Source organism: Rheinheimera baltica DSM 14885 (genome assembly GCF_000425345.1).
Classification (GTDB): domain Bacteria; phylum Pseudomonadota; class Gammaproteobacteria; order Enterobacterales; family Alteromonadaceae; genus Alishewanella; species Alishewanella baltica.
Window position 1 is genome coordinate 18,643 of sequence record NZ_AUDG01000046.1, and the last position, 16,092, is coordinate 34,734.

The 16,092-nt window shown below is 41.7% G+C and carries 13 protein-coding genes and 1 pseudogene; 5 read left to right on the forward strand and 9 right to left on the reverse strand.

Annotation, left to right across the window (positions count from 1 at the left end):
* Nucleotides 1-243: 243 nt before the first annotated feature.
* Nucleotides 244-1,821: a methyl-accepting chemotaxis protein gene (locus H595_RS0114440; RefSeq protein ID WP_027671846.1), complete on the forward strand. Its 1,578-nt coding sequence runs from the start codon at nt 244-246 to the stop codon at nt 1,819-1,821.
* Between the two features lie 87 nt (nt 1,822-1,908).
* Here H595_RS0114440 and H595_RS0114445 read toward each other — a convergent pair whose 3' ends face one another.
* From H595_RS0114445 to H595_RS0114455, 4 genes and pseudogenes are all read right to left on the reverse strand, one after another.
* The gene (locus H595_RS0114445; RefSeq protein WP_027671847.1) at nt 1,909-3,042 is read right to left on the reverse strand and encodes an HDOD domain-containing protein; all 1,134 of its coding nucleotides are present in this window, start codon (nt 3,040-3,042) and stop codon (nt 1,909-1,911) included.
* A gap of 2 nt (nt 3,043-3,044) precedes the next feature.
* On the reverse strand, nt 3,045-4,637 hold the full coding sequence (locus H595_RS23535; RefSeq protein ID WP_240474909.1) for a putative bifunctional diguanylate cyclase/phosphodiesterase: 1,593 nt from the start codon (nt 4,635-4,637) through the stop codon (nt 3,045-3,047).
* A 72-nt stretch (nt 4,638-4,709) separates the two neighbouring features.
* Nucleotides 4,710-5,039, reverse strand: a pseudogene (locus H595_RS24795) (response regulator); the annotation flags it as partial.
* Between the two features lie 11 nt (nt 5,040-5,050).
* Nucleotides 5,051-5,635, reverse strand: coding sequence for a response regulator (locus H595_RS0114455; RefSeq protein WP_027671848.1), 585 nt, complete (start codon nt 5,633-5,635; stop codon nt 5,051-5,053).
* Nucleotides 5,636-5,728: 93 nt separating this feature from the next.
* Here H595_RS0114455 and nosR point away from each other — a divergent pair, with 93 nt between their 5' ends.
* On the forward strand, nt 5,729-7,069 hold the full coding sequence (gene nosR / locus H595_RS22485) for a response regulator c-di-GMP phosphodiesterase, NosR family (protein WP_051219922.1): 1,341 nt from the start codon (nt 5,729-5,731) through the stop codon (nt 7,067-7,069).
* 512 nt (nt 7,070-7,581) lie between these two features.
* Nucleotides 7,582-10,224 (forward strand): ATP-binding protein, encoded by a 2,643-nt coding sequence (locus tag H595_RS0114465; protein ID WP_169338559.1) that lies wholly within the window; start codon nt 7,582-7,584, stop codon nt 10,222-10,224.
* Here H595_RS0114465 and H595_RS0114470 read toward each other — a convergent pair.
* From H595_RS0114470 to H595_RS0114480, 3 genes are read right to left on the reverse strand one after another with little or no spacing between them, the layout of a single operon-like run.
* The gene (locus tag H595_RS0114470) at nt 10,221-11,531 is read right to left on the reverse strand and encodes an ATP-binding protein (RefSeq protein ID WP_027671850.1); all 1,311 of its coding nucleotides are present in this window, start codon (nt 11,529-11,531) and stop codon (nt 10,221-10,223) included. The two genes, H595_RS0114465 and H595_RS0114470, sit on opposite strands and share 4 nt — an antisense overlap.
* Before the next feature lie 2 nt (nt 11,532-11,533).
* On the reverse strand, nt 11,534-12,109 hold the full coding sequence (locus H595_RS0114475) for a chemotaxis protein CheC (protein WP_027671851.1): 576 nt from the start codon (nt 12,107-12,109) through the stop codon (nt 11,534-11,536).
* On the reverse strand, nt 12,106-12,471 hold the full coding sequence (locus H595_RS0114480) for a response regulator (protein ID WP_027671852.1): 366 nt from the start codon (nt 12,469-12,471) through the stop codon (nt 12,106-12,108). Before H595_RS0114480 ends, H595_RS0114475 begins: the two co-directional genes overlap by 4 nt.
* A gap of 191 nt (nt 12,472-12,662) precedes the next feature.
* On the opposite strand from H595_RS0114480, the gene H595_RS22490 reads away from it, so the two are divergent.
* Both H595_RS22490 and H595_RS0114490 read left to right on the forward strand, forming a co-directional pair.
* Complete coding sequence (locus H595_RS22490) at nt 12,663-13,205, forward strand: heme NO-binding domain-containing protein (RefSeq protein ID WP_205623236.1); 543 nt, start codon at nt 12,663-12,665, stop codon at nt 13,203-13,205.
* The gene (locus tag H595_RS0114490; protein WP_027671853.1) at nt 13,202-14,101 is read left to right on the forward strand and encodes a sensor histidine kinase; all 900 of its coding nucleotides are present in this window, start codon (nt 13,202-13,204) and stop codon (nt 14,099-14,101) included. Before H595_RS22490 ends, H595_RS0114490 begins: the two co-directional genes overlap by 4 nt.
* A gap of 17 nt (nt 14,102-14,118) precedes the next feature.
* On the opposite strand, the gene H595_RS0114495 is transcribed toward H595_RS0114490, so the two are convergent.
* Both H595_RS0114495 and H595_RS0114500 read right to left on the reverse strand, forming a co-directional pair.
* On the reverse strand, nt 14,119-15,651 hold the full coding sequence (locus H595_RS0114495; RefSeq protein WP_027671854.1) for a bifunctional GNAT family N-acetyltransferase/carbon-nitrogen hydrolase family protein: 1,533 nt from the start codon (nt 15,649-15,651) through the stop codon (nt 14,119-14,121).
* A 225-nt stretch (nt 15,652-15,876) separates the two neighbouring features.
* Nucleotides 15,877-16,092, reverse strand: a 216-nt coding sequence (locus H595_RS0114500; protein ID WP_027671855.1) for an ATP-binding protein, incomplete at its 5' end; no start/stop codon positions are given.

Below are 16,092 nucleotides of genomic sequence, written 5' to 3' on the forward strand. Positions count from 1 at the left end.
AAGTTGTTGCATTGTAGTTTGGTTGGATTGGTTCAACTTTGATCTGTCGCAGTACCAAAACAACTTTCAGGTTAATAAAGCCGCGTTTAGTTCGACGCTGACGCTTTAAGTGTTGCCTGCTAATACTCACCCTAAAAGACGGTTAACTTGACGAAAGTTCAATAGCAGCCTTAATTTAATCAGCTATACTACTTTTTATAAAAGTATGTTTTTAATATATTTTTCGACTTATACAGGACACTTATGAGAAACAACCAACCTGTCACTAACAGAGAATACAGCTTTGCAGCAACAGCACGGTTGATTTCCGGGACCGATGCAAAGGGCAATATCACTTACTGCAATCAGGCTTTTATTGATGTCAGTGGCTTCAATAAAGATGAGCTGATTGGCAAGCCGCACAATATGATTCGCCACCCCGATATGCCAGCGGCAGTATTTAAAGAAATGTGGCAGACCATTTCAGCCGGCCGTGTTTGGATGGGATTGGTAAAAAACCGACGTAAAGATGGAGATCACTATTGGGTTAGCGCTTTTGTAACCCCCGTGTTTGAAGGTAAAAGCGTTGTAGGATTTGAGTCAGTTCGTGTCTGCGCCAGTGCAGAAGAAAAAGACCGCGCTGAAAAAGCCTATGCGCGTATCCGCGACGGCAAGTCTAACTTATCAATAATCAGTCGAACAGCGCATGGCCTGCAATCTGTGTCATCGGTACTTGTACCGGGTATTATCGCCTCTGCGGTTTTTTTTACTTTGTATGATACCACCGCTGGCATTATTGCATTAAGTACCACAGCACTTTCGGCGCTTTGGTTAGCTTATACCCAACAACAACAGTTCAGCGATATCTTCACCATTAGCCCAGAATCTTATACCAATAGTGTTGTAGCAGAGACCTATTTTGGTAACGCTGGCGCTAAAGCACAAGCTAAATTGGCGCTTGCTTGTGAAATTGCCAGAAATCGAACCGCTTTAACCCGAATTGCAGATGCCGCAGCGGTGCTTGACACTATTGTGAAAAATACACAAATGGAATCTGAATCAACGTCGGCAGCTGTAGCCCAGCAAAGCCATGCAACGCAGCAAATTGCGTCAGCTATCACACAGATGTCGGCGGCTATTCAAGAAGTAGCGGGCAATGTACAAACCAATGCGGGCAGCGCACGGGACGCACTTAGCAGTGTAACCGAAGGTGCTACACTGGCTAATGACGCCAAAACCGCGATTGATGCATTAAGCGATTCAGTGGCCAGTATTGCTAATACTGTGCGGGAACTGGCAGAGTCGACTAGCGAAATTGGTCAAGCCGCCAATCTGATTTCAACCATTGCAGATCAAACAAACTTGCTGGCACTTAATGCGGCTATAGAAGCGGCCAGAGCCGGAGAACAAGGCCGTGGTTTTAGTGTTGTTGCCGACGAAGTCCGTTCATTAGCGTCGAAAACGCGGGAATCAACCGACAAAATACATAAAATTGTTGAGGTACTCACAGCACGTGCTATGAGTGCAGTAGGCGTATCAGAAAAAGGTGAACAAGCTGCGAAACATGGTGTGACAACAGTGGAACATACCCGTGATGCACTGGCTAATATTCGGGACTCTGTGCGCACTATAACCAGCCTGACAGAGCAAATGTCTGCCGCAGTTGAGCAACAAGGCACGGTTGCGGAACATATTAATCAACAAATTGTCGAAATTGCCGATAGCACCTCTGCCACGCATACCTCAGCAAATTCAGCACTTGATGCAAGTAAACAACTGGCTGGAACCGTTGCCCATGTCCGCTCTATTATTAACCGTTTTTCTAGCAGCCGCGACCGCTAGTCTATGATATTACAGTGTTAACTCAACACTACAACGCTTACCATCTGTTGTTTTGCCAATGCAGCGCATCTGTACAGAAGAGTGAAGCTAAAGAGTGTGAGTTAACCATTTTTTAATTGAAGGGTCGTTAATCTGAGCTTGTAATCTTTGTTCATTCTCCGTATTTAATTGACCCGACAGTTTAAATTTAACCACAAACATAACCAAACAAAGCGTTTTAATATCAAGGCCTGTCACTGTAAAATCGGGTTTATCTTGAAGTAAGACGAGTTGGCATAACTCGGCCGAAAACCCCCACAAAGTCAATAAATATGCTGTCACTAACGTGGCATCATCGACCCTAAGCCCTTCATCCAAATTAATCGGTTGTGGGCTATAACTGGCTTTTTCTGCTGCCAATGTTAAATGCCCTACCCCAGTAAACAGTGCTGCCACAGAGATGAAATCTTGCATTTCCATATTAAAACCAAGCAATTTACTGTTTTGCCGACAGGCATTAGCATAACTAAACGCCCAGGCACTAAATCGTTTATGCGAAGCTGCTGGCACTTTAGAAGACGCTAGTTGCTCTATCGACATAGCAACAATAATTGCTTCAGTAAGTCGTAAACCTAAACGCTTTATTGCCTCAACAAGCGAAGCTGTTTGTCGCGCATAGCCTAAAAATGCCGAGTTTGCTAACTGAATTAGCTTTGCCGCAATCAAGGTTTCATGGCTAATAAGTTCTGCAACGTCAGAGACATCAACATCGGTCTGTGAAAATAACGATCTTAGCTTGCTGACAGATTCAGGCAATGCAAAAAAATACTGAGCTCGACCTAATTTCTCCCTTAGTTCCGGACTAAAGTTAAGTGCATTTAATCGTTCTAAACAATTAAACACATGATTTAGATCATCTTCAGAAAACGGCTTACTCAAAACAAAATGCGCAACCTCAGTCGTCCGACTAACAACATCTTCAGCTGTGTCACCGGTTAAAAGGATTCGCACTGTAGAAGGATAAACGATCTCAATTTCTTCGAGAATTTTATCACCATTTTTTTGTGGCATTAAAAAATCACAAAATACTGCATCAGGCACAACGCCTTCGGGTAGCGCTGACTGCCAAAATGTTGCTTGCTCACAGAGAAAAAACTGACAATCAGGCTTTAACCGACGCGCCGTGCGCTGTAGCGCCTTGAGCATAAAGCTGTCATCGTCAATAAACAAAATATTTAGCATAGTTATTGGTCTCCCATCAGAGAAGCAAGCCCAGCCCCTGCAATACCAACAAAATTTATAAAGCTTTGCTCAGATTGCGGCTTGGCAATCAAAAAACCTTGAATAACATCGCAGTTAAGTTGCTCCAACATTTTAAGTTGCTCCAACGTCTCAACCCCTTCGACAACGACCTGCATGCTCATGTCGTGCGCCATACGTGTTATGTTGGCAACCATACTTTGCGTATTGAGATTTTGAGCAATGTCAATAATTAAAGACCGGTCAATCTTAATAACATCAATTGGTAGTTTGGATAGATATGACAATGATGAATAGCCAGTACCAAAATCATCTATAGCAATACTGACTCCGGCTTTTTTTAACCTGCTAAGTTTTTCAATGCTCTGCTCAAGATTTTCAATTAACCACGTTTCCGTCAATTCAAACTCAAGCAGCGAGGTATCAATATCAAACCCGGCTAATAATGTCTCCACACGAGGAATAAAATCGTCTTGCGCCAATTGTTTGCCGGATATGTTAATCGCAACTTTATCCAGTTGAACCCCTTGCTTGCTCCAATTCGAAATGGCCATACAAGCACGCTGAAGCACCCAATAACCCAACTCAACAATTTGCCCCTCTTGTTCAGCTATTGGAATAAAAACCGCAGGAGATACAAAACCCAAAGAGGGATGCTGCCAACGTAATAACACTTCACAACTGCATATTTTTCGCTGTTTAAGATCAAATTTTGGTTGGTAATGCAAAAAAAGCTGCTCATTATCAATGGCGTAAAACAAGGCTTCACTTATAAGCAACTGGCTTCTTTTACGTTCAATCATCGAGGCGTCATAACGCATAAAAAAGTTAGCCTGCCCATTTGCGTGCAATCTGTTTGAAATTAATACGTTATTTAAAAGTTGACGACCTGATTGACCATCTTCAGGTGCCATACAATACGTTATAACGAATTCCACCCGGACAGCACTTTTAGTATAATTTAGCGGACCAAATGGCTCTATTAACGCAGCAAGTTTTGCATGCACATCCAGCTCAGCGGAAATATTGTCCAGCAGCAAAACAAATTGCTCGTTCGCCAAATACCCCATTAATGCTGAAATTTTGCTGGCTTGTTTTAGCAAAACGGCTGAAATGTCCTCAAATAAAGCTTCCGCTTCCGAGAACCCTACCATCTCAGACCAAAACCCATAGTTTTTAAGCTGTATCGCTACCATAGCAAACGGCGTTCCAGCTTGGAGGTGGACATCAGCAGAGCGCAGAATTGATTTTTGATCCAAAACAGCAGGTAAATTTAGATGGCTTGAAAATACCGGTTCAGCATCATCAACCAACAGCACTTGCAACACCCTCGAATGTTCGTACACAATTTTGACAAAGGCTTCAATTTCTCTACCAGCAACAGTCTTTAAAACTGCATGCCCTGTTGGGCTGTCAAGAAGATGAGCCACCCCGTCGTCTGAGACTGGTGAAAAAAGCTCAACAAAGGTTGAATGGTTTACATCATTTAATTTAAGTAAGTTCTTTGCGATACCATTTACCCGCCCCAATTGCCCCCCAGCAAATACCTCAACTAAACCATCGGCACTGCTGGCCATTAGCTGCGTGATTATTTTTTCGTCGCGTGTTTCATCATAAGTTCGAAAAGCCTCAGCGACCTCAACGAGCAAGGTGGTTTCATCCCACGGTTTTTGTAAGAAACGAAATGCAGAACCTGAATTAAGTAAGGCCAGTACCGCATTAAAATCAGCGAATCCACTGAGCACGATGCAAAGGCTAGCTGGGTATAATATCTTAATTTCAGCTAACAGCGCGGCGCCATCCATTATCGGCATCCTGAAATCTGAAATCACCACCTGGCAGGCTTCCAATTGCATAATTGCAAGCGCAGCATTGCCACTCTCTGCCGTAAAAACATTGTACCCTTCCCGGGCAAACACGCGAGCTAATGACCGCAAAATGGCAGGCTCATCATCAACTATTAAGAGTTTATTTGGCATATCAATACCACTTAAGTTAATAGTTTATTGACAACATCACGTAAGTGGGTGTTATCGAACGGCTTAGACAATGCCACGTCGGCCCCCAAACTCAGTGCTTTAGTAAGGCCAACGTCTGACAAGCCCGAAATCACCACAATTTTTATATTTGTGGTTTCAGGTTGCTGGCGGATAAACTGTAGCACCTCGTAGCCATCAAGTCCGGGCATAGATAAATCCAGTGTGACTAAATCTGGCTTGGTTGACAGAATTTTAACGCCGGCCTGAAATCCATCAGCAGTAAAAATTATATCGTGGCCACAAGGCAGCAAAACACGTTTGATTGCGTTTCTAATTTCAGGTTCGTCATCAATAATTAATATTCGTTTGGTGCTTATTTCTTGGTCTGCTTCCTCACGGTTGGCTTTGATAAAGTCATCGGAAATGGGCATATTTTGTTGTTGCAGAAATAGAATAAAATCGTTCAGCAATACCCGGTAATTTCCTCTTCCTGGCAACTTATGTCCTTTTAACTGCCCTTGGGCAATCCAACGACTCACCGTCCGCTGATGCACATCGCAATACTGTGCAATTTCTCCTGGCCGCAATGTCTTCATTAACTATATTCCATAATAAAACTTGATCATTGAACAGTTATAGCATAACTTTAACAAAGAGACAAATGAGACATTTGAGTATTTGAGGATCTTATGAGCCAATCAGAGACAACTTTGCTGCCAGTAATTTTATGTGTCGATGATGAAACGAGTATATTGAAGTCGTTGCAACGCTTATTTATGTCTAAAAATGTCAAATTTCTGCAAGCATCAAGCGGCCAGCAAGCTATTGAATTTATGCAAAAAGAGAAAGTTAATTTAATTATTTCTGACATGCGCATGCCCAATATGACTGGCGCAGAGTTTTTAGCACAAGCAGCGATACTGCAACCCGATGCCTACCGCATTTTAATGACCGGCTATTCCGATTTAGCATCAACCGTAAGCGCAATTAATGTTGGGAAAATTCACCGCTATATTCAAAAACCCTGGGATAACGCTGAACTACTTTCACAGGTAGAAGATGGGTTAGAGATGTTTCGCTTAGTGACAGCAAATAAACGCCTCACTGCAAAGGTCGCAGCACAGAACAAACAACTTAAGGAATTAAACCATGGCCTTGAAGAGATGGTGCATCAACGTACTGCACAGTTGAAAAAAACATTGCATCAATTTAAACAACTTGCTGTAACGCGAGAAAATGAACAAAAAGCGACGTTAGAAGTGCTTTACAACATCATTAGTATCAATCCAGCGTTAAGCGGTAAGTTTGCACAAAATGTAAGTGAAACCAGTGCTAATCTCGCCAGCATTATGAGTTTAAACTCGGTAGATAGAGAATTTATCGGCAAAGCCGGGCTTTACTGCGATTTAGGCAAACTTGGATTGCCAGCACATTGTATCAATACCCCCTTTTATAAATTAGACAGCCAAGATAGACGGCTTTTTTTACAACACCCACAATTAGCTGAAGACATGTTGGCACCCGCTGTTCACCTTAATGGTGTAAGCGAAATTATTTCTAACCAATATGAGCGTTTTAATGGCACAGGAGAGCCGATGCAAAAAGTTGCGGAAGACATTCCTATTGGATCACGCATTCTCGCTGTTGCAAGAGACTTTTGGTTGGCCATTTATCAACAACTCAACGCAAAACGTCATACCAGACAAGAGGCCTACGCAGTATTACAAATGCAACAAGGTAGCGTCTATGACCCAACCGTCATAGCCGCACTTGGCAAACTAATATCAAACAATGGGATTGTTAACGACAATAGAATTGAAGAAGGACTTTCTGTAGAACAAATTACTGTAGGTATGCGGCTAACACACAATTTATACAATCGGAAACACATGCTGTTGCTACCCAAAGGACATACTGTTAGTCAAAGCTCGCTAAATAACCTGGTACGTTACCAAGCCAAACACCAAGAGCAACTTTTGATTCAAGTTGAGCCTATTGTTATCGCTCAGCCACTTCCGGAGGAAAACTGATGAAACGATTACATGCAATAATAACGTGTGCATACTAAATGCGTTATCCAACAACAATAATACAAACGTTTCTTGAAAGGCTAAATTGCTCTTTGCCATTCTCGTCAAGACGCATGTGGTTTTTTATCACAACCTCACTGCTGGGCTTTATTGCAAATTCTATGGCAGTGAACCTCCCGATTGTTGTTCCCTTTTTAATCGGCAATATTGCATTTCTAATTATATTACTTCGCCTGGGGTTTATCTGGTCCTCCTTGAGCCTTTTAATTGTTTGTCTACCACTTAATAGCGATATTGTTTGGCTTAACAGCATTTTGCAGTTGTTATGCTTTATGAGTGTAAAACCCAACACGAAACACACGCTATGGCGGCTGCTTTTTATTTACACTATTGGTATTACTGTGCTGTATCTTGCGTTTGATTATGGATTATTAATTGATTCTGCTTTGATGATAATCTGTACAGCGCTATTAAACTGCTGTGTGTTTGCACTCTGTATCAAAACAACCTCAATGCTTGATGCTATTGCGATTTCTCCAGCAAAACAACAACACCAAAGCTTAAAGCTGCAACTAACACACCGAATTGGTTTATACAGCGCAGTTCCTGGTACCATTTTAATTGCGTTTATTTTACAAGGCGCAATTGATATGCACCTGTCATCACAATTGCAATATATAGACCGTAAACAAGACGTTTTTATTAACAATATTCAGCGCCAACTCGTAAGATATCTTAGCCAAGCTGAATTTGTTGCTAGTTTGGGACGAGATAATATTACTAAACATATACTGCAGAATTTAACAGAGCAGCAGCCCGAATTTATATCAGCGCTTTTGACCGACGCAGAAGGCAACATTACCTTATTTTATAAAGCTGACTTACCGGATACTGGCATTCAACATTCGTCGGTTGCAGACCGTAGCTATTTTATTCAACCGAAAGCACTGATGCAAAGTTATGTTAGTGAAACATTTCAAGGCAGAACCTTAGGTAAGGATCTGTTATTTGCAGTCAGTGCTCCACTTTATAAAAATACAGCATTTGACGGCGTAGTAGAAATATCGGTAGATCTAGCAACACTGACCAATAGCTTAATGCCGTCAAAAAATATGGCAACAAACCGCATATTGCTTGACAGTGAAAATAAAAAAATATGGGGTAGCGATACACTAGGCCAGCTGGGCAATGTCTGGACTGAGCGTCCTTTGCTTCCACCAGAGCAGGCGTCATGGTTTAAAACCCTGTTTTTAACACCCATAACCTCTATGCGGTTCACCGCTGATTCGCGTTATGTCGTGATACGAAAACCTCTAAATGGGGTGAAATGGTCAGCGCATTACTACTTAGAGACAACACCTTTTGCCATCAGATATTTTATTTATTTAGTTATCGCCATGCTTTGTGCACTGTTATTACTACAATATATCAGAGTTTTGGCTGGCCGATTTATTCATAACTACACTGACACACTTGAGAAAATTGCTCAACATGCGCACCAATGGCAGTCTGAAACCCCCGAAACGCCTGCTTTAACCTTTAATCAAACAGCACTCGAGTTTGAAATGTTGTCAGACAGCCTAAACGGAATGCAAAAACGTGTTATTGCCTCCAGGCAAGCGATGATCAACTCGATGGCAGAGGTTAAGTTGCTAAACAATGAATTGGAGCACAGAGTTAAAGAGAGAACACAACAACTAGAGCAAGAGCGAGATAAAGCAAAACAACTTGCCGCAATTAAAACGCGATTCTTAGCCAATATGAGCCACGAAATACGCACACCTATTACTATTATCAAAGGCTTTACAGAGGAGCTCCTTGCCGAAACACACGGAGATATTCATCACACGCTGTTGCGGATAAACCAAAACACGTTGCATTTGCAAAATGTTATCAACGATATCCTCGACACAGCAAAAATTGATGAAGGCAAGATGACTATGTCATTCGAACCCATAGAAATCACGCCCTTTTTAAACAATGTCATTGATAGCACTTTGCAACTGGCACAACAAAAACGTCTCACTTTTAATTGTGATCTTAGTCAAGCGCGCCAACTAACAGTCATGGCAGATCCATTTCGCCTGCAGCAAATACTACTAAATTTACTCAGTAACGCTATTAAGTTTACTGCCCATGGCACTATTACACTGAAAGCCGAAAAATACGATGATACCCTCGCTATAAAAGTAATAGATGAGGGTATCGGTATCAGTGAGCAGCAGCAACTGCAGCTTTTCGATGCTTTTACGCAAGCTGACTCCAGCACAAGCCGACAATATGGTGGTACAGGGCTCGGGTTGTATATTAGCAAGAAGCTCGCTGATGCGATGAATATTACCCTTTCACTAACAAGTCAAATAGGCAAAGGGACGACTTTTATTCTTACCTTTAACAGCACCGCAATATCATCAAGAGACCTCAGTATCGCAGAAGCTACATTACCCCCAGTAGAAATTAGCCAGAATACGCTCTCAGGAAAGCTGCTTATTGTAGATGATGTGGCGGATATTCGTTTACTGTTAGCATCCTATGTTAAACAATCCAACATGGAATTGTTGTTCGCTGAAAATGGACAACAAGCAATAGAGGCCGCTGTTTCACAAAAACCGGATATTATTATTATGGATCAGCAAATGCATGTAATGGATGGCTATAGTGCAGCAGTTAAGCTTAGAAAGCAGGGCATTAATGTGCCTATTATCTCTTTAAGCGCCGATGTCTTTGAAGATGAACCAGTAGAAGGTAAGAGCACACCTTTTACTGCAACGCTAACAAAACCTATCGCGAAATCTCAGTTGCTCGAAGTAATAGCGAAGTTATTAACTCATAAGGAAATTGGCATGCCAGCGGCTAACAGTATTGCTAACAAGATTGAGCATTCGGTTGACGAAGACGAAGACTTGCAGCAAGCCTATTTAAACAGTTTGCAGAATTTGCCCGGCGAAATATCGTCGCTTGTTAAAGCGGCAGACCAAGATGGCATAATCAGACTGCTTCACAAAGTTAAAGGCACTAGTGCCTGTTTTGGCCTTACAGAAATAAGTAACGCTGCAAACGACGCACAACGTGATTTAAAAACGGGTTTTACCATAGAACAAGTATGTGACACCTTTATTATGGCGCTTAATAAATCAATTGCCGCTGGTGGTTAAGCCGGTGCCGATGCCTCAGGTAATAACTGTTCGGGAGTAAGTATTGGTAAAATAACCGTGAAGGTAGTACCAACGTTAGGTTTAGAGGTAACGACTAGGTTACCTTTATGTTTTTGCACAATGCTGTACGATAACGACAACCCTAACCCCGTGCCCTGCCCAACAGGCTTAGTGGTGTAAAACGGTTCAAAGATTTTATGCATTGCTGACTTACTGATACCACAGCCGGTATCTTTTATTGCCACTTGATAGTCATTGTCAGTAGCAGACACCGTAATATAAATATGGCCTTTATCAACAATTGCCTGAGCCCCATTGACGATAAGGTTTAAAAACACTTGATTCAACTGCATCGGCTGACAAAACAACTTAGGTAATTGCTGTTGATATTCACGATGAATTTCAACATTGTATTTAAGTTCGTTGTTAGCAATCTTTAACGTACTTTCGATACCCTCAACAATATCAGCATATTGCCACTCACTGCTATCGACGTGAGAAAACGCTTTCAGACTTTTAACAATCTCTGATACCCTATTAATACCGTCAATAGATTCAGCAACCAACTCTGGCATATCTTCACGAATAAACTGATATTTCATACGCTCCTGCATATCTTTTTGTAAAGCAATAAATGTTTTGTTTTGCGTTTTATGAACCACTTTTTCGTAGAAATTAACCAGTTTAAGTAACTTTACCGCATAGTCTTCTAAGCTTTGTAAGTTGGAATTAATAAAGCCGATTGGGTTATTTATTTCATGTGCCACCCCTGCAGCCAACTGTCCAATAGCTGCCATTTTGTCGGCTTGTAACAGCTGATTTTGAGCCTCTTCCAGCTTTCGGTTCAATTCTTGTAACGCGTTATGCTCTTGAGACAACTGCTCAGACAGTTCTTTTTGTCCTTGGTAATAACTCGCTAGCTCTGTCACGTCCTGCACAATCATACAAACTGTTTTTACCTTATTGTCTGTAACATCTAACGGTAAAAACTCAATGTTTTGATACATTAACGTTTCTTCCCCCGTTATTGGACGGCTGCTACTGAACAAAAAAACATGAGGACGATGCTCCCAATAAGAAAAACTGGCGTTGTTTAGCACAAATACACTATTAATCTTCTTTTTCAGATACTTTGCTTCATTTGGAAACAGTGTTAATAAATTCTGACCTTTAACGTCATCACTGCTTATATTTAACCTGTCAGCAAAAAAGTCGTTCCAGTACAACACCTCCATTTGGTCATTTAACACACAAACACCTAATGGCAATTTTGCTGTCAGATTTTCTAACACGCTTTGTGTCGTCATCTTTACTCCAGCAAACTATTCAAACGGTTTAATAGCGTTGATATAGAATCCTCTTCTAAACAAATAACAATTTTTGAATCAAACTGGCTGGACTCAATTTTAAACTCGACCTCCATGGACAAGGTGTTAGCCCAACGGTAATGGTCAGGTGACAGCTTTTCAGGGTCAAACACCGTTGGCATACTAAGCTTAGCCGTTAGTGCGAGTTGTTCAGCAAAGCCACTTAAGCAGGCACCTGCCAGAATATTTGACAATTCAAGCAGTAATTCTTCACGTGTGGTATCTGATAAGGGCAACTGATACTCCATTAACTCTGCAATAGCTTCGCAACCGAGGCGAGATTGCAAAGAAACCACTTCCCCTTTAACCGAGCCTAAAAATGACTGCCTGGTGTGCCACATCCCTTCTGAGCTTAACATTGCAACAAATTCACTCGGTGTTACTGAAGATATTTTTGGAATAGAGAGTGTAATTTTCGCCTCAATAAGCCTTGCCAACGAGTTGGCCGCTTGACCCATTGAAATATTCATCAGCTCCTGCAACGCATCGCGCTGCTCATCGCCTAAAGCATTGTTCATATTAGCCCCACATCAAATAAAACCTGCGATAACTGCTCAGGGTTAAGTGGCTTGTGCAAAAAACGGAATGCGCCAAGTGAATCAACCAACTTTTTAGCTTCTGGTTGTATATCGGCACTAATTACGATAACAATGGTTTTGGCATGATGCTCATGCAAGTAGCGTAGCACCCCAAAACCATCTAGTTCTGGCATGGTCAAATCTAAAAAAAGCACTTCAGCCTTCCCCGCCTCAACTGCCGCTAATGCTTGTTTGCCGTTGGTCGCTTCTGTTATCTCGATATCCCAATCTGCGGGCAGTGCCCGTCGCACAGCTTTTCGTGACATCATAGAATCATCTGCAATTGTTACTGGTATTGGCATTACATTCTCCAGCCTGTCTTATTTGTCTTATAGGCAGTATGGTAACTACTGCAACCAAAGTCAAAAATATCTCGATATTTCTTCACAAAAGCTGGTTTTAGTATTAATTCATTGCCATACTCACAAAGAGACAAATGAGACAAAGCCAGCGCCATTTCTGTTAACTTACACAAAGCAATAAAAGAGGTGATATGAAAGGTATTATTTTCAATGTGCTTGAAGATATGATTGTAGAACAATGTGGCATGGCTGTTTGGAATGACTTATTAAAAAAACATGCTCCACCAGAAAGAGTCTACATCTCTGCCAAAAGTTACGCTGAAACAGAATTAATGGCGATTACAAACGATGTGGCACTAATGCTTAACATGCCACTACAGGACGTTGTAAAAGCATTTGGGCATTACTTATTTAACGGTTTAGCTAGTCGACATGTCGGTGTGATAAAACGATTTGAAGATTTCACCTCTTTAGTAATGGGTATTCATGATGTTATTCATGTAGAAGTAAATAAGCTTTATCATGAGCCAGCCTTGCCAACGATTATTAGCCGCATTATTTCACCGGAGCAAATAGAAGTAACTTATCGCTCGCCACGAAAAATGTGCTTTTGTGCTGAAGGCTTACTTTTTGGTGCGGCGCAGCATTTTGCGCCAGAATATCGCCATTGTGCATACTGTTTGCATGCACAATGGCGCAGATCACTGTATTTTAGCGATAGAGTTACAACATGACTGATGCATCAAACCCTTATTACATTGCCTACTTACGTGAAAAAAAAGCCAAACAAGAAATTGAGCAGTTGCTTGAAGATAGCACTAGGCAGTTATATGAAAAAAATCAATTACTTGAACAAAAAATCCACCAAATTAAACTACAACAGCAATCCATTATTCATCAGGAAAAACTTGCCACTTTGGGTACCCTGGCAGCAGGTGTGGCACATGAAATTAATAATCCACTCGCTTTTGTCATGAGCAATGTTAATACCCTGACCAGTTATACCGAAAACTTATTAAGTGCATTAACCTCCCGTTCTGCGAAAAACATCGATAACAATACACTTACAATGATATTGGAAGATTTCCCTGAGCTTGTATCTGACACTAATCAAGGTTTTTGCCGAATTAAAGACATTGTCAGAAACCTACTATTTTTCGCCAGAACAGATGCTGAAGTCGTGTCAACTTTACAATTAAAAGATGCGGTAGAGCTGGCATTAAAATTATTAGGTCCAAAACTAAAAAACGTTATGTTAACGCATCAACTTGATAGCGTACCGACCATCTCTTTTAACTCAGGGGAATTAAATCAGGTGTTAATCAACATCTTGGTTAATTCGATACAAGCATGCGAGGCTATGCCTGAGAAAGCATCAGAAATTAATGTGCTATTGACGCATCAGTCTAACCACATTGCGCTATCAGTTTCGGACAACGGTTGTGGTATGTCGGAGGAAACACTAACCAGAATGTATGACGCCTTTTACACGACCAAACCGGTTGGCACTGGAACAGGCGTTGGTATGTCGATCGTATTACAAATACTAAAACAGCATAACTGCGACATCCATGTGCAGTCTGATGTGGGCAAAGGCACAACGGTATGTGTTACCTTCCCACTGAGTTAATTTGGCAAATAGTGTTACTAATGTTTGTCTGAGTTAACTAGCGACAGCTGATATACGTCATGCCGTCTATCACGTAGCGTATGCACACTGCCATGACTATGCAGCTCTTTTAACAGGTCAATATTTACATCAACAATTAACAGCATTTCGGAGTTCGGAGTCGCTTCAGCTTTAATACCAGTAGTAGGAAATGAAAAGTCTGACGGGGTAAAAAGTGCAGACTGCGCGTATTGAATATCCATATTATTAACCCGCGCTAAGTTACCGACAGCACCGGCTATAGCCACATAACATTCGTTTTCTATCGCACGGGCCATGGCACAATGTCTCACGCGTGTGTATCCGTTTTGCGTGTCGGTTAAAAAAGGTACAAATAGGATATTCATGCCTTGATCAGCCAGTAGCCTGGCGTACTCAGGAAACTCAACGTCATAGCAAATCATAATGCCCACTTTGCCGCAATCCGTATCAAATACTTTAACCTGATTGCCGCCTGTCATTGCCCAATTACGCTTCTCTGCGGGCGTAACATGTACTTTATCGTATTGCTCCCAACTGCCGTCACGGCGACATAAAAAACCGCTGTTAAACAGCTTGCCATTAACCAAGTAAGGCATACTACCGGTGATAATGTTGATGTTGTATGCGATAGCAAAATCAATAAATTTGTCACGGATAATTTCAGTATATTTGGCTAATTCACGAATACTTTGCGTTACACTTAAGTGGTTGTAATGTTCCATTAATGGCGCAGCAAACAACTCGGGAAACAGGATAAAGTCACTTTTATAATCTGACACGGCATCGACGAAAAACTCCATTTGCTCAAACAGCTGGTTTATGTCTTTCATGTTGCGCATTTGCCACTGTACTAAACCCAGTCTTATTTCTGCTTTAGGCGCATTAATTAACTTAACGGACTTGGTGTAATAGATATTAGCCCATTCCAGCAACGTGGCATATTCCTGCGATTCAACATCGCCGCGAAGGTAGCCTTTTAATAACTTACGCACATGAAAACCGTTAGCCAGCTGAAAACTTAATACCGGATCATAAATTTCTTTGCCTTTTACTTTTTCGATATATTGTTTGGCACTAACCTTGTCGGCAAACTGGCCAAAGTTTGGCATGCGCCCTCCAGCCATAATGGCGCGCAAATTCAGATTTTCGCACAACTCTTTTCTTGCATCGTACAAACGTCTGGCCAAACGTAAACCGCGATATTCCGGGTGAATAAACACCTCGATACCGTACAAAACATCCCCATTAGGATCGTGCGAACTAAACGAGAAACCAGTGACAATTTGCTCGTAAGTATGTTCATCACTAAATTTGCTGTAATCAATGATAAGTGAAAACGCACAACCAACCACCTTGCCATCAACACAGACACAAATCTGCCCTTCTGGAAATTTTGTTAGTAACGTATCAACCACATCTTCAGTCCAGGCAAGCAAGGGCCCTGATGGATAAACTTGCTCTGACGCTTCACGCAGCTCAGTCATATCTTGCTGAGTTAGATGGCGGATCTCCACATGATTTGCTTCCATAAACACTCCCACAGCTTAAATAGTGAGCTTCAGGTTAACACACTTGTCCAGGATCAGTGTAAATGCTCGAAATTCTCACTATAACAACACAGGTAAGTGTATATTTCTTTACAATTTTTCTGTTTGCGTATTTCGGTTTGTCCGGCCACCTGTTCCGGTTTCATCCGGCCAGGCATTTCGGTGTGATCCGGCCAGCATGATCTGACCTTCGTTTATCCTCTCTTTTTACCCGACTTCCTCACCCTGAACCAGTGTTTTTTTACGTTGTGACTCACCTGTTAATTCCAGCCGATGAGCGTTGTGGATCACCCTGTCTAACAGCGCATCTGCAACGGTCGGGTTATCCATTAGGCCATACCACTCTGAGACCGGTAATTGACTGACGATGATTGTGCTGCGTTGCTCGTAGCGATCTTCAATCACGTCCAGTAAATCGCTGAT